17 protein-coding genes and 2 tRNA genes are annotated in these 14329 nt (G+C 32.8%); 7 read left to right on the top strand and 12 right to left on the bottom strand.

The genetic code is table 11. From position 1 onward, the window contains the following. The first annotated feature begins 67 nt into the window (after window positions 1–67). From EDB96_RS17645 to EDB96_RS17635, 3 genes are all read left to right on the top strand, one after another. Window positions 68–1327, top strand: a complete 1260-nt coding sequence (locus EDB96_RS17645) for a patatin-like phospholipase family protein (protein WP_057114834.1) — start codon at window positions 68–70, stop codon at window positions 1325–1327. A 153-nt stretch (window positions 1328–1480) separates the two neighbouring features. Further along, window positions 1481–2314, top strand: coding sequence for a hypothetical protein (locus EDB96_RS17640; protein ID WP_134142325.1), 834 nt, complete (start codon window positions 1481–1483; stop codon window positions 2312–2314). Between the two features lie 135 nt (window positions 2315–2449). Continuing rightward, a complete protein-coding gene (locus EDB96_RS17635; RefSeq protein ID WP_057114981.1) occupies window positions 2450–3178 on the top strand; it encodes a DUF4369 domain-containing protein in 729 nt (242 codons plus the stop codon). Between the two features lie 55 nt (window positions 3179–3233). Here the strand turns inward: EDB96_RS17635 and EDB96_RS17630 are convergent, their stop codons facing one another. From EDB96_RS17630 to idi, 9 genes are all read right to left on the bottom strand, one after another. Further along, entirely contained in the window at window positions 3234–3674 is a 441-nt protein-coding gene (locus EDB96_RS17630) for a hypothetical protein (RefSeq protein ID WP_134142323.1), read from the bottom strand. A gap of 139 nt (window positions 3675–3813) precedes the next feature. Then, window positions 3814–4272 (bottom strand): DUF5362 family protein, encoded by a 459-nt coding sequence (locus tag EDB96_RS17625; RefSeq protein WP_057114836.1) that lies wholly within the window; start codon window positions 4270–4272, stop codon window positions 3814–3816. A gap of 184 nt (window positions 4273–4456) precedes the next feature. Continuing rightward, a tRNA-Thr gene (locus EDB96_RS17620) sits at window positions 4457–4530 on the bottom strand. Between the two features lie 108 nt (window positions 4531–4638). Beyond that, window positions 4639–4712, bottom strand: a tRNA-Thr gene (locus EDB96_RS17615). A gap of 76 nt (window positions 4713–4788) precedes the next feature. Further along, window positions 4789–5055 carry a hypothetical protein gene (locus EDB96_RS17610; RefSeq protein ID WP_012022371.1) on the bottom strand — a complete coding sequence of 89 codons (267 nt, stop codon included), beginning with the start codon at window positions 5053–5055 and terminating at the stop codon, window positions 4789–4791. A 57-nt stretch (window positions 5056–5112) separates the two neighbouring features. Beyond that, the gene (locus tag EDB96_RS17605) at window positions 5113–6081 is read right to left on the bottom strand and encodes a type I phosphomannose isomerase catalytic subunit (protein ID WP_134142321.1); all 969 of its coding nucleotides are present in this window, start codon (window positions 6079–6081) and stop codon (window positions 5113–5115) included. Window positions 6082–6137: 56 nt separating this feature from the next. After that, complete coding sequence (locus EDB96_RS17600) at window positions 6138–6596, bottom strand: peroxiredoxin (RefSeq protein WP_134142319.1); 459 nt, start codon at window positions 6594–6596, stop codon at window positions 6138–6140. Between the two features lie 3 nt (window positions 6597–6599). After that, complete coding sequence (locus EDB96_RS17595) at window positions 6600–7010, bottom strand: 6-carboxytetrahydropterin synthase (RefSeq protein WP_134142318.1); 411 nt, start codon at window positions 7008–7010, stop codon at window positions 6600–6602. A gap of 23 nt (window positions 7011–7033) precedes the next feature. After that, window positions 7034–7561: an isopentenyl-diphosphate Delta-isomerase gene (idi, locus tag EDB96_RS17590; RefSeq protein WP_057114840.1), complete on the bottom strand. Its 528-nt coding sequence runs from the start codon at window positions 7559–7561 to the stop codon at window positions 7034–7036. Window positions 7562–7889: 328 nt separating this feature from the next. Here idi and msrB point away from each other — a divergent pair, with 328 nt between their 5' ends. Together msrB and msrA are read left to right on the top strand one after the other, a co-directional pair. Then, window positions 7890–8441, top strand: a complete 552-nt coding sequence (gene msrB / locus EDB96_RS17585) for a peptide-methionine (R)-S-oxide reductase MsrB (protein WP_057114841.1) — start codon at window positions 7890–7892, stop codon at window positions 8439–8441. Between the two features lie 6 nt (window positions 8442–8447). Then, the gene (gene msrA, locus EDB96_RS17580) at window positions 8448–9056 is read left to right on the top strand and encodes a peptide-methionine (S)-S-oxide reductase MsrA (RefSeq protein ID WP_134142315.1); all 609 of its coding nucleotides are present in this window, start codon (window positions 8448–8450) and stop codon (window positions 9054–9056) included. A 63-nt stretch (window positions 9057–9119) separates the two neighbouring features. On the opposite strand, the gene EDB96_RS17575 is transcribed toward msrA, so the two are convergent. Continuing rightward, on the bottom strand, window positions 9120–9554 hold the full coding sequence (locus EDB96_RS17575; protein WP_134142313.1) for an META domain-containing protein: 435 nt from the start codon (window positions 9552–9554) through the stop codon (window positions 9120–9122). A 261-nt stretch (window positions 9555–9815) separates the two neighbouring features. On the opposite strand from EDB96_RS17575, the gene EDB96_RS17570 reads away from it, so the two are divergent. Both EDB96_RS17570 and EDB96_RS17565 read left to right on the top strand, forming a co-directional pair. Further along, window positions 9816–11069, top strand: coding sequence for an aminopeptidase P N-terminal domain-containing protein (locus tag EDB96_RS17570; RefSeq protein ID WP_410503727.1), 1254 nt, complete (start codon window positions 9816–9818; stop codon window positions 11067–11069). A 295-nt stretch (window positions 11070–11364) separates the two neighbouring features. Next, complete coding sequence (locus EDB96_RS17565; RefSeq protein ID WP_134142311.1) at window positions 11365–12324, top strand: quinone oxidoreductase family protein; 960 nt, start codon at window positions 11365–11367, stop codon at window positions 12322–12324. Between the two features lie 147 nt (window positions 12325–12471). Here EDB96_RS17565 and EDB96_RS17560 read toward each other — a convergent pair whose 3' ends face one another. Together EDB96_RS17560 and EDB96_RS17555 are read right to left on the bottom strand one after the other, a co-directional pair. Beyond that, complete coding sequence (locus EDB96_RS17560; RefSeq protein WP_134142309.1) at window positions 12472–13560, bottom strand: hypothetical protein; 1089 nt, start codon at window positions 13558–13560, stop codon at window positions 12472–12474. A gap of 30 nt (window positions 13561–13590) precedes the next feature. Next, entirely contained in the window at window positions 13591–14292 is a 702-nt protein-coding gene (locus EDB96_RS17555; RefSeq protein WP_134142307.1) for an SMI1/KNR4 family protein, read from the bottom strand. Window positions 14293–14329 lie beyond the last annotated feature (37 nt).

The following is a 14329-nucleotide window of genomic DNA, read 5'->3' as shown; positions in this document are numbered from 1 at the left end:
GAACAGAGTCCGTTTATATAAATTTGAAAATCAATGGATTAATTATAATTTATAAATTCTAGAAATCATGGATAAAAGAAAATTTACGGAGAATGGAGCAATTCTAGCAATTATTAAAGATTTAAAAGAACAAATTAAAGGCAAAAAATTCTCGGATATTACAGACAATAATAATTACCAATATGTTGATCTTGTACAGGAAGGCGGAGGCGTACTTGGAATTGCTTTAATTGGCTATGTTTATGTTCTGGAAAAAATGGGAATACGTTTCCTTAGTTTAGCGGGAACTTCTGCAGGAAGCATTAACACTATGCTGATGGCGGCCGCAGGAACTTGTGACTTAGAAAAATCGGAATGGATTTTAGAATGTTTGTGCAATAAAAATTTATATGATTTTGTAGATGGAGATCATGATGCCCGCGAGTTTATCGACGCTTTATTGAGCGACGCAGGAAACTTAAAACTTATCTTAAAAGGTTATCAAGTGGTTGACAATTTTAAAGATGATTTAGGATTGAATCCAGGAAACAATTTTCACCAATGGATGACCAATTTACTGTCGCAAAAAGGCATAAAAAATTATGGTGATTTAAAAACTCTAAGAGAAAAAGGAGTTTCAGACGAAAACAAGTTATTTCGATTAGGTCATAATGGAACCAAAGAAGAATACAAACGTGTAGATCATTGGAGTGAAATGGCAATAATAGCTGCTGATATTACCACAGAAAGCAAAATCATCTTCCCAAAAATGATCGATTTATTTTATTCGAATCCAGAAGTTCAAAATCCCGCAGACTTTGTTCGGGCATCAATGTCGATTCCGTTATTTTTCACTCCTTTTAAAATTAAAAATATTCCAACCGGAGTTGATGCTTGGAACAAATGGAACGAAGCGACCTGCCTTCGCACTTCTGTTCCTTCTGAAGTGATGTTTATGGATGGAGGAATTATATCCAATTTTCCCATTGATATTTTCCACGAAAATTTAAATGTCCCCGCGTCGCCTACTTTTGGAATTAAACTGGGTTATGACAAAAATGAAATTAATAAAAATGAAAAATTCCCAAATCTTATAAGTTCAATGTTTGACACAGCACGATACGGTTACGATGCTGAGTTTCTAAGAAAAAATCCTGATTTCAAAAACCTGATTGGCTACATTGACACTGGAACCCATAACTGGTTAAATTTTAACCTGACAGATGATGCCAAAATTGATCTTTTTATTCGCGGGGCGCAGCATGCCGCTGATTTTTTAAACCGCTTTAATTGGGAGGAATATAAGAAAATCAGAAAAGCAAAAAGTGATTATTATAAATCAGTTTGAAACAATTCGTTCACTCTTAATTTGTTAACTATAATTTTTCTTTTACAAAATCGTTATAATATCCTGTAATTCTCTTTACAGGATTTTTTATTGCAATTCATTTTTTATTACATTTGACTGCCTTTTATCTAACACAAAAACAAAAAAACTATTATGAAAAAAACAGCTATCCTACTAACAACAATTTGTGCGTCAGCACTTTTATATGTTTCTTGCTCAAGCAATGATACAGATAATACACCGCCCTCGACAGATTTATCCAATGTCGGAGCATCAATTGCAGTTGACACTTCTAACGAAATGGACCTTAATACAGGACTTTTGGTTACTTCATCATCTACTACAGGAAAAACAACTGAAACTCCTGCAGGCATTTGCGCCGCGATTTCTGTAACTACACCAAACGGAGGAGAATATCCTAAAGTTTTTACAGTAGATTTCGGAACTACTGGATGTAAAGACGAGAATAACTTAACAAGAAAAGGAAAGCTTAAAATAACACTTTCTGGATCTGTAATTACAACTGGAAGCAAAATGACAATTGAAAGAATAGATTATTCTATCAATAACATCAAATTAGAAGGAACAATCGAATACACCAATACAACAACTGTTGCTACTATACCACAATGGACTAGAAAAGTAACTAATGGTAAACTTACAGATCTAAAAGGAGGAGTTTATACAAATTCAGGAACTTACACTACTAGACAAATTGCTGGTGTTGACACTCCTTTTGTTTTATCTGACAATGTTTATGAAATAACAGACGGAAGTCACACAGTAACTGCTTCAAATGGAACAACACTTACTTTGACAGTAAAAGAAACATTAGTAAAAAAATATTCTTGCCTTTTTATTTCTAAAGGGCAATTAAAAATTCAAGGCGGCATCTTAAACGGCGTAATAGATTATGGAAATAATGACTGTGATGCCCTTTACACTTATACACACGAAAACGGCACTTCATATAGTTTATCGATGTAAAACCTTTTCACACTATACTGTAAATCCCAATTTAGAAATAGATTGGGATTTATTTTTTTTCTAAAAAATAAAACAGCACTCTCTTTACATTTAAACTATTTTCTTTATTTTGCACCCAAATCTAATAAACCACCAATGAAAAAAACATTAATTGCTTTTGTTACTCTTGCCCTACTTGCAGCTTGCAGCAAAAAAGAATCTACTGGTAACGTACATATTACCGGAAACATAAAAGGATTAAAAAACGGAACTTTATATATCCAAAGAATCGTTGACACTTCTCTTGTTGCTATTGACAGTATTAAAATTGACGGGAATTCTGCTTTTGAAAGCAATATTACATTAGATTCACCAGAAATGTTATACCTGTTTTTAGATCGTGGTGTAACTAATTCTTTAGATAACAATATTTTATTTTTTGCTGAGCCTGGAAATATCAATATCGAAACTAACTTAGACAACTATATCTCTGGTGCTAAAATCACAGGATCTAAAAATCAAGAGTTATACGAGCAGTATTCTAAAATAAACAGTCGTTTTATCGATGAGAATCTTTCTTTGGTAGAACCACGTTTTAAAGCAATTAAAAGACAAGATTTAAAAGCAGTAGACAGTATAACTAAATTACAAGAAAACAATATTAAAAGAAAATACTTGTATGCTACAAACTTTGCTTTAAACAATAAAGATCATGAAGTTTCTCCATATATTGCTTTAGCAGAGATTTATGATATTAATTTAAGATTTTTAGATACAATTCAAAAATCAATGACTCCAAAAGTAGCAAAATCACTTTACGGAAAGAAGTTAACAAAGTATGTTGGAGACTTAAAAAAACAACAGCAAGCTGAAACACCAAAATAATTTCTGATTACAATTCATAGAAAAGCCCCTGAAAATATTCAGGGCTTTTTTTGTTTTATATAGTTCCTATTAATAAGAGAATTACTGCTGAAGACATATATAATACAACACTTCCAATTATAACAATACCAATATACTTAAAAAGAAATTTTAAATTCTTAAAAGAATTAGTCAATGCAAGAGTATTATTTTCTTTAAGGGCTTTTTTCGTATTTACCGCAAACCTATTTAGAAAATAGGCAGTAAAAAAGTAAATTATCGATATAATCAAAAATGCTAATGCCATTCCAACATTTACCATATCGCCACCATACTGAATTAGTGTTGTTGACAATTGAGAAAATAAAATTCCAATTGCGAACACTCCCATATATCCAATACTGATAAAACCTATTATAGACAAAACATGAGCCCATTTGGCTGCATCCTTTAAAAAGACCAATGATGATTCATCAAACTGCAATTTAATTTTTTCAGATGCTGAAACATTTTCCATTTATATACATTTATAACCAACTGCAAATGTAAGAAAATATTTCTTTTTTTTTAAATGACTAAATGATATTCGAAACGATAGTAAAAAAGCCCTGAAAATTCAGGGCTTTTTATTACTTCAAAATAAGCTTTATTTGACACTATCTCCCCATTATACCTCCAAGGATAGCAAAAACAAAGAAAAGTGCATATATCGCCAAAAGGATGATCATTAAAATACCAAAAAACTTGTAATGTGATTTTAGATAACCAAATGATTCTGTCAATGCCACTGAATCATTATCTCTAAAAGCCTTTTTAGCATTTGAGCTAAATTTAAAAAGATAATATACCGGAAAGAAATACAGAGCTGCCATTACGAAATAAACAGCGCCTATTGCTGCTCCAAAAGAACTGCCGTAAGCTCCCATTCCTGGCATCGAACTTCCCATAGTAGAAAATATAGTCCCAGCAAAAATGGCAAATAAAAGTAAAAATCCGATTCCGATAAAACCGATAATCGATAAGAAATAAGCCCATTTGGCTGTTTCCTTTAAAAAGTCTTTTGCAGTAGAGTCTAACTGCAATTCAAATTTTTCAAATGCTGAAATTTCTTCCATTAGTAAATGTTTTTAGGTTATCTAACAAACATAGGAAAAATATTCTTAAATAGAAATTCCAAAAATAGAAATTCCAAATTCCAACCTGAAACTTGAAACCTGAAACTTGGAATTTGGAATTTGGAATTTGGAATTTGGAATTTCCGTAAATAAAAAAACCATTCACAAAGTGAATGGTTTTTTGAGCCGATAGAGGGACTCGAACCCACGACCTGCTGATTACAAATCAGCTGCTCTAGCCAGCTGAGCTACATCGGCCTATTTTCCGGGTGCAAAGATAAAATTGTTTTTTAATAATCCAAAAAAAATTTCACACCTCTCTCTATAATTAAAAAAACCATCACATTTCTGTGATGGTTTCCGTTGAGCCGATAGAGGGACTCGAACCCACGACCTGCTGATTACAAATCAGCTGCTCTAGCCAGCTGAGCTACATCGGCCTCATTACGGGTGCAAATATAAAGCGGTTTTTCGTTTTCCCAAAATAAATTTGCACTTTTTTACACTTTTTTTTGCTTATAAAGCGTTGATTTTTTCAATCAATTGATTAGCAGTTTGTTCTAATTCAACATTGATTTGTTTGAAGTGTGCTTTTTTATTTTCAACGTTCTTTGCGTTCACTTTTGTAATCAAAGTATCGAATGCAGCAATAGCCTCATCGATCAAAGCATTCGTTTCTGGAGTTGGATTTCCTGTTGTTGACATCTCAAACAAGTAAACTGCCTCAATAATATCTCCTAATACGAAGTTGATGTCTTTCTTTAAATTCTTAACGTTTGCCATTTTTAATATAATTTTAATTTGCGTCTGCAAAAGTACACATAATCCTGAAATTACGTGCTATGAAATGTAAATTTCTAAAATTGAAGCTTTTCCGCTTAAATTAAATGCATTTATCGCAGCTGGAACTAACACAGTATCTCCCTTAATGTAAGTATGTTTAAATCCGTCATATTCGATTTCGAAGCTTCCTTCAATACACATATATACTGTAAATGTTTCTCCATTTTTAGACACATTTACTTTATCTTCTAACGGAATAAAATTGGTTGTAAAGTACGGGCAGTCAACAACTGTATTAGATGTATTTGCTTTAGAATCGTATTTCTTTTGAGTATCTACTTTATTATAGTTGATTGCATCTAGTGCTAAATCTACGTGAAGTTCTCTTTTATTTCCGTTGGCATCTACCCTGTCAAAATCGTATAAACGATAAGTGATATCAGAAGTCTGCTGAATTTCGGCAACAACCAAACCTGCTCCAATTGCGTGAACAGTTCCTGTTTCTAAAAAGAAAACATCACCAGATTTTGCTTTCACATCGTCTAAGATCGAAACCAAAGTATTGTCATGCAAATGTTTTAAGTATTCTTCTTTACTTGAATTTTCTTTAAAACCAACAATAATTCTTGCATCTGCATCTGCCTGCATTACGTACCACATTTCTGTTTTTCCAAATGAATTGTGACGTTCCTTCGCTAATTTATCGTTTGGATGCACTTGAATAGAAAGGTCTTCTCTTGCATCAAGATATTTAAAAAGCAACGGAAATTGTTTTCCAAAACGCTCGTAAACTTTAGTTCCTAAAATTGCATCTGGAGTTTCGTCAATAAGGTCCATCAAAGATTTTCCTTTTAGATCTCCGTTTACAACCACACTTACATCTCCTTCTACAGTAGATAATTCCCAGCTTTCGCCAGTAATTTTAGAAACGATTGGTTTATTCAGAATTGTTTTTAGTTTTTCTCCTCCCCAGATTCTTTCTTTCAAAATCGGTTCAAATTGTAATGGGTATAAATTTTGGCTCATTTTTTTTTAAGGTTTTAGGCTAATATCTAAGTTTAATTAATTCTATTTTTTCTAATTTATGATACTAATTCTTTAACGGTTTCTAAGGCTTTCGGTATATGTTTCGCAGCATTAACGCTGTCAAATATCGAAATTACCAAACCATTTCTATCAATAATATATGTGACACGTCCCGGCAGCAGTCCGAACAAATTGTTTCGAACACCAAAAAGCTTTCTTAATCTTTTATCTTGATCTGACAGTAAAATAAAAGGCAATTGATGCTTAGCAGCAAATTTGTGATGTGATTTTACACTATCACTGCTAATCCCGATTACCTCAGCACCCAAATCTTTGAAGTCTTCATATTGATCCCGAAAACTACAGGCTTCTGTTGTACAGCCAGGCGTATTATCTTTTGGATAAAAATAAATCACCAGTGGTTTTCTTCCTAAAACACTCTGGCTTTCGAAAATTTCTCCATGATTGTCTTTCGCAGTAAAATTCGGAACTATATCTCCTATTTTTAATGACATTTCTTATTCTCCTTTATAAGTTACAAAATTGCGGTCGGTTTCATTCAGCACGATTTCTAAATCAAATTCTGGCTGAATTCTTTTTCTAATTTTATTCCATATCACAACCGCTATATTTTCTGCAGTTGGATTTAAATCTAAAAATTCTGGGACGTCCAGATTTAGATTTTTGTGATCAAACGGAATTTCTACTTCTTCGCGTATAATATCCGCTAATACTTTCACATCTAAAACAAAACCAGTTTCCGGGTCAATTTTTCCTGTAACACTTACTGTTAAACCATAATTATGACCATGAAAATTAGCATTGTTGCATTTTCCAAAAACAGCGTCGTTTTTTTCAAATGACCAATCTTTTCGATGTAGTCGATGTGCAGCATTAAAATGTGCTTTTCTTGATATGGTTACTCTCATTCTAGGTTTTTGGTTAGTTTGGATTAAAGTTTATGATCTTCTAAATAATGATAAAATTCATCAAAAATTATTTTAAACCAAACGGTATATATTTCGGGCTGTTTCTGAATATCGGTTTTTACATCCTCAATTTTCATCCATTTCCAATCCTCTACTTCTTCTGTATTGATATTCGGATCTTCATTATAATATCCAATCATTACGTGATCCAGCTCATGTTCTGTTAATCCATTGTCAAAAGGCGCTTTGTAAATAAAATGGAACAGCTCTTTCAAATCTGTTTTAAATCCCATTTCTTCAAACAGCCTTCTGCTTCCTGCCTCAATATTAGTTTCGCCTTCACGTTGGTGGCTGCAGCAAGTGTTTGTCCACAGCAAAGGAGAATGATATTTTTGATGCGCGCGCTGCTGCAGCATTATTTCATTCTGCTCATTTAAAACAAAAACTGAAAATGCACGGTGCAAAAGCGCCTTTTCGTGTGCCTCTAATTTTGGCATTAAACCAATCTGCTCATCATTTTGATTGACTAGTATTACGTTTTCTTCTGTCATAGTGCTTCTTAATCAAACAAAAATACGAAAAAAGAAATGGCTTAAAAATCCTAATTAAGATTGTAAAAAATCTAAATTCAGAATACATTTCTATTTTTCTGATTTACAACCTAATAAATTGCATTCAAAAATTAAAAGCTGTTAAAATTAAGACATAAAAACTAGATAGTATTATTTTACGTAACTAATAAAAAGTTAAAACACACTTAAAAAAATCTGAATTATTTCAAAGTCAGCTTTTTGAGGCAAATCACATCGTATCTTTGAATAGAAATTTTAAGCCTCACAAAAAATCTGATTGAATACCTTAAACTTTATTAATTTGTTTATGAAATCAAAAACTCAATTTATCAGCCTTTGCTTTTTATTACCGCTTTTTATTTTGCAGGCGTGCGGACAAAATACTAAAAAGCAGACAAAATCTACTTCTATGGAAAATGTAATTAATAAATCTGGAAATCCTTATTACTCTAATACCGACACTACTAAATTGAATGTTAGTGATGCGGAATGGAAAAAAGTTTTGCCAGCAGATGTTTATGCGGTAATGCGTGAAGCAGATACCGAAAGACCTTTTACAGGAAAATATTGGAACACAGACGAAAAGGGAACGTACTACTGCGCTTCTTGCGGTAATAAACTTTTTAGATCTACGGCGAAATTCTCCAGCAGCTGCGGATGGCCGAGCTTCTTTGAACAAGACGATAAAAAGAGTATTGTTTTTAAAGAAGATAACTCTATTGGAATGGAAAGAATTGAAGCGCTTTGCGGACGCTGCGGCGGACATTTAGGTCATTTGTTTGATGATGGCCCCGCTCCTACAGGAAAACGCTACTGTATGAATTCGATCGCTCTTGATTTTGTTCCAGACCCTAAATAATTGATCATGAAAAATATACTTTTAATATGTTTTTTAGCGCTTTCGCTGAATGGTTTTTCGCAAAATAAAAAAGCTTCTAATCTCGAAACGATTACACTTGGCGGAGGCTGCTATTGGTGTGTCGAAGCAGTTTATGAAGATTTAAACGGAGTAAAATCTGTTGTCTCTGGATTTTCTGGCGGAAATGTTGCCAATCCTACTTATGAAGATGTCTCCACTGGACAAACAGGTCATGCAGAAGTAGTTCAGATTACTTATGATAAAAACGTGACTGATATTAATGAAATCTTCAAAGTCTTTTTTACTGTTCACGATCCAACGACTTTAAATCGTCAAGGTGCAGATGTTGGAACTCAATATCGTTCTGTAATTTTTTATAAAAATGCCGAACAGAAAAAAGCCGCCGAAAGCATTATTGCAGAATTGAATAAAGCAAAAGTGTACAAAAACCCGATTGTGACTAAAGTAGAACCTTTTAAAGCTTTCTACAAAGCCGAAGATTATCACCAAAATTACTATGCAAACAACAAAAACCAGCCGTATTGCAAAATGGTGATTCAGCCGAAATTAGAAAAGTTTGAAAAGGTCTTTAAAGACAAACTCAAAAAGAAATAAAAACCCATAAAAAAAGGGAAATGAATTAACTCATTTCCCTTTTCTTTTAGATTTATTTTAAAACTATTTTTTAGCTACTTTTTTAAATCGCATCATCGGCACGTCGCCCTGAATTAAATTTAGTTTTCCATCTTCAATAGAATAACTAGTAATTTTTTTCATTTGCTGTAAAAACTGCTGTTCTCCGCCACCTTCACAAAACATCATAGTAGTTGGTCCAGGCTCTCCAAAAGTTAATGATTTTCCGTTTAATGTATAAGGTGCGCTGTATCCGTTGCATCCATTATTACCATACACTTTTGTTTCTTTTTGGTCAAAAGTAATCTGCGGTTTTTTATTTGGATACAATCCTTCAAAAGCAATTCTTGGTCCCGAAATATATTCTAATTCCCAAGTTGTATCATATAAATTTGCTGTGCCTTTAGTGTCTTTTGATGCCATACAAGAAGTCAATAATAAGGTTAAAACAGAAACGACTGCGAGTGTGTATTTTTTCATAAATGTGTTTTTAAAGATTATTGTAATTTGTTTTTTGAAGATTAAAAATTATTCTCTACATATTCTTTTCTCAATATTCGTGCCCAGTTGTCAGATTTATTAGGTTTAAATTGGACTATAAAATGTAATTTTCTGACTCTAAGTTACATTATTTTATTTAAAATTCTCTTAGCCAAATATTTAAATTCCAATTTAGGATTGCTTTTTTTTTGTAATTTGCAGAAATCAAAAAACCAAAAACATCAATCAAAAACCAAAAACATGAAACAATTTCTCGTATTGTTTGCCTTATTATTTAGTTTGTCTCGAGTACAATCACAGGAAAATCTCCCAACAGATTATCTCTCAAAAGAATTTCACAAAGAACGCCGCGATGCTTTTAGGGCTTTAATGCCGGCCAATTCTGCTGCAGTAATTTTTTCGTATCCCGAAAGAGTTTTTTCCAGAGATATCAATTACAATTTTCATCAAAATCCTGATATGTATTATTTAACAGGATATAAAGAACCAGATGCTGTTTTATTACTTTTTAAAGAACCACAAGGAACTGAAAAATATAGCGAAGTTCTTTTTGTGAGAGAAAGAAATGCGCAAAAGGAAACATGGACTGGAAGACGCTTAGGAGTTGAAGGCGCAAAATCTAAATTAGGATTTGAAAAAGTTTACAACGGAAAAGATTTCAAAGACTTTGAACTTGATTTCAAAAAATTCGATAAAATTATTTATGACGAATCTTCTCCTGGAATTCATGATAACACGTACGATCCAGCAGATTTATTTAACTTAATTCAAGTTTTTAAAACAAAAGCAGGCATTGTAAATGATGATAAAACTTCAACAGAAACTTATGCTAACATCACTAATTCTTTAAGAGAAATAAAAACTCGAGAAGAAATAGAATTAATGCGAAAATCGGTTAAACTTTCCTGCATTGCCCACAATGAAGTTATGAAAGCAGTTGGTCCAGATATGAGTGAAAATGAAGCTGACGGAATTCATGCTTATATTCACAGACACTATGGCGCCGAAGGCGAAGGTTATCCGCCAATTGTAGGCGCTGGAGCAAACGGATGTATTTTGCATTATGGAGAAAACAACGCTCTAAAAATTGACAATCAATTGTTATTAATGGATGTTGGCTCTGAATATCACGGTTATTCTGCCGATGTTACGAGAACAGTTCCGGCAAACGGAAAATTCACTCCAGAACAAAAAGCAATTTATGATTTGGTTTATGAAGCGCAGGAAGCCGTTTTTAAAATTTGCAAGCCAGGAACTCCTTTTCAGGATTTAAACAAAATATCCAGAGAAGTTATTGCAAACGGTCTTATCAAATTGGGCATTATTACAGATCCAAAAGATGCGAGAATTTATTATCCGCACAGCTGTTCGCACTTTCTTGGCTTAGATGTTCATGACAAAGGAAATTATACGAGCGCTCTGAAAGAAAATATGATTTTTACTGTTGAACCTGGAATTTATATTCCTGCAAATAGTAAATGTGATAAGAAATGATGGAACATCGGCGTTCGTATCGAAGATGATATTTTGATCACAAAAGATTCATACGAAAATCTTTCTGCCGAATCTCCAAGAAAATGGCAGGATGTTGAAGCTTTAGCTAAACAGAAAAGCAATTTTAATGAAATGAAGTTTCCTAAAATATAATTTAATATTTTGCCACAGATTAAAATGATGACAATGATTTTTCTAAAGATTAATCTGTGAGAATCTTTTTAATCTGTGGCTAAAAAACATTTCAAACTAAAAACTAATTTTCCCGTACTTTGCATTCTTAAATTAGTTTAAAATGAAAGCACTTACCTTCTCTTCTTTCGGAGATTCGGATGTTTTAGAATACATCGAAATCCCAAATCCGCAGTTAAAAAACGATGAGATTTTAGTCGAAATGAAAGCCATCGGCTTAAATTTTGCCGATGTTTATAGACGAAAAGGAAATTATCACTTAAAAGGGAACCCGCCTTTTATTGCCGGCTATGAAGGTGCCGGAATTGTTGTAGACGCCAATAACCATCCGGAATATAAAATTGGTGATCGTGTGGCTTTCGCCGATGTTCCTTTTGCCAATGCAGAGTTGGTTGCAGTCAATATCAATCATGTACTTCCTCTTCCAGAAGCTATTTCTTTTGAAACCGCAGCTTCTGTTTTATTACAAGGCTTAACGGCACATTATTTAGCAACGGACAGTCATAAAACCACAGAGGGAGAAACAGTATTAATTCACGCAGTTGCTGGCGGTGTTGGCCAGATTCTAACACAAATCAGCAAATTTCTAGGAGCCAATGTTATTGGGTTAACCTCATCTTCAGACAAAGCAAAAATTGCTCTTGAACAAGGCGCAGATCACGTTTTTCTTTACGGTGAAGATTGGAAATCGGAAATTTTTAAAGTAATCCCAAAAGGCGTCGATGCGGTTTATGACAGCATCGGAAGTACATTAACTGACAGTTTTGAAGTCACTAAAGAATGCGGTCAAGTTGTTTTCTTCGGAATGGCGGGCGGCGATCCAGAACCTGTAAACCCGAGAATGTTAATGGATACTTCGAAAACTTTAACTGGCGGCGATTTATGGAGTTATTTAAATTCTAAAGAAGAAAGAATCAAAAGATCCAATCAATTATTCAATTGGATTATTGATGGAAAAATCAAACTTTCTGAACCCACTTCTTTTAAATTATCAGAGGGAAAATTGGCGCACGATTATTTAGAAAGCAGAAAAAGTACAGGAAAGATTATTTTGATTCCTTGATATTTAGTTTTCGGTTTTCGGTCTCAGTTTTCAGTACAATCTTGTTATCCTGACGAAGGAAGGATCACACTAGGAGCTCCTGCAATGAATGTCTTCAATCTTTCTCGAATTTCTTGTGTGATCCTTCGTCAGAATGACAAATATTAACTACAATTGATTAACTTCAATCTTCGTCAATTCAGATAACTCTAAAATTCTTTCGACTTCATCTTTATTGGCAACAAAAAACAAATAATTATCACCAAAAGTTTCATACGTCAATAATTCGAGATTTGATTTTTCTAATTCGGATTGAATGTAGGGAAACAAATCATGACTATAGGTTTCTTCTGGATATTCGAAAGTAAAATCTTCACCAATTAAATTAGAAATAAAATATTCTGCATCTTCGGGATCAAATTTCCAGTCGCTGTTCCAGGCATCAATACTTTCAAAAAAGGCAAAATGATCTTCTACCATACTGTGATATTCTTTTGCTTCTTTTTTATAATTTTTGAAAAGCTTTTTAGATTGCTTTTTTAGTTCTTTTTCTTCGATATTTCCTCTTGAAACCAATTGTATAAACTCTTCAAAATCTGATTCTGTTGCGGGTTCATTTGCTAACAGATTTTCAGAGGAAGGAAGTTCTACAGTTTCTGGAATTTCAAGATTTAAATATTGGCAGATTCCCTGCAGCACTTTTTTAAAATCCCTAATTCCTATTTCCTGTGTTTCATTTTTAGGATTATCAATATCCAGTTTTTCTGTATCTAACAATCCTTTCGTATAATCTAAAAAGTGCGTACTGGAATATAAAATTTTGAAATCGTTTGTTTCCAAACTATTGGTACAACAGAAGAAAATGATAAAATTATTAATAACACGTTTCAAATATTTTTTCACTTCTGGACCTGGTTCAGAATAAAATTGAATATGAATAAAATCATATTCTAATCCCTGCTGCATTGTTTCTTCTGAAAGCGCTCCAATGTCAATCTTTTTGTAAAGTTCATTTAAAACTTCATAAGCATTATTGAAACCAGCTTTTTGAATTTCTGCCTTGGCTTCTTCATGATCTAATGAATACGGAAATGAATAAAGATTTACATAAACAGGATCGTAAATTCCTTTCATTTTGAATTCTACACTATTTGATTCGTGATACAAATAACCGTAAATAGAATTAATAACATCAAAAGAAATTATAGATTTCGGATCGTTATTTCTATTAAATAAATTGGAAAAGATATTTATCATGGAAGGCGCTTATAAATTTATAGGTAAATCTTAGTCGTTTGAGTATTTAAAACTTTGATTCATTTTATCAAAAGGAATAACATCATTCACAATTGATTCCAATTCTACATCCGTTAACAATCCTCTTGCAGATTCTTTTATTTTTGGAGAGACATTTATTTCGTAATCTATAATTTCACGCTTTAAAATATCTTCTAAAATAAATCTTTGACGAGTACTTAAATATCTTTTATGCGATTTAAAAACAGATTCCAGATCACTTCTAAATTCTTCATCGCTGAGTTCGTTGTAAACATCCTGCTGCGACATGTCTATCAATAAAACTTTAAAGATAAAATCCTGTAGATTTTTTGCCAGATAATTAACTTCGTTCATGTCATGCCAGACAAAAACAATTGGCACTTCTCCGTTGTCTTCTTCATTTAGAAAAAAACAATAATGATCTCCACCTCCGCTTTTTGCAAAAGGAATAAATTTAAATTCAGATTTTATATTTCGATAATTATCCGGATCTCTAAGTTCTTCGATTTCTTCGGCAACAGATTTCAAATTCAGAGATTCGAAATCGTAAGAATGCAAAAGTAATGGCGGATTATCTTTTAAAGTAGGATAAACTTCCGCATACCAATTTGGCCCATATTCTCCAATATTGAGCATGCCGTCGGCTTCTAATTGTTTGTATAAAAGCGGGAATTCAAATCCGTGTTTTGTTTCAATTTCTTGTATGGTCATCTTTGGGGGCTATTCGATTAAAATCAAATCACTAAGA

The organism is Flavobacterium sp. S87F.05.LMB.W.Kidney.N (assembly GCF_004366435.1).
In the GTDB taxonomy this organism is placed as follows: Bacteria; Bacteroidota; Bacteroidia; order Flavobacteriales; family Flavobacteriaceae; genus Flavobacterium.
The sequence above is the reverse complement of the archived record's forward strand: the minus strand, read 5'-3'. Positions and strand labels throughout refer to the sequence as shown.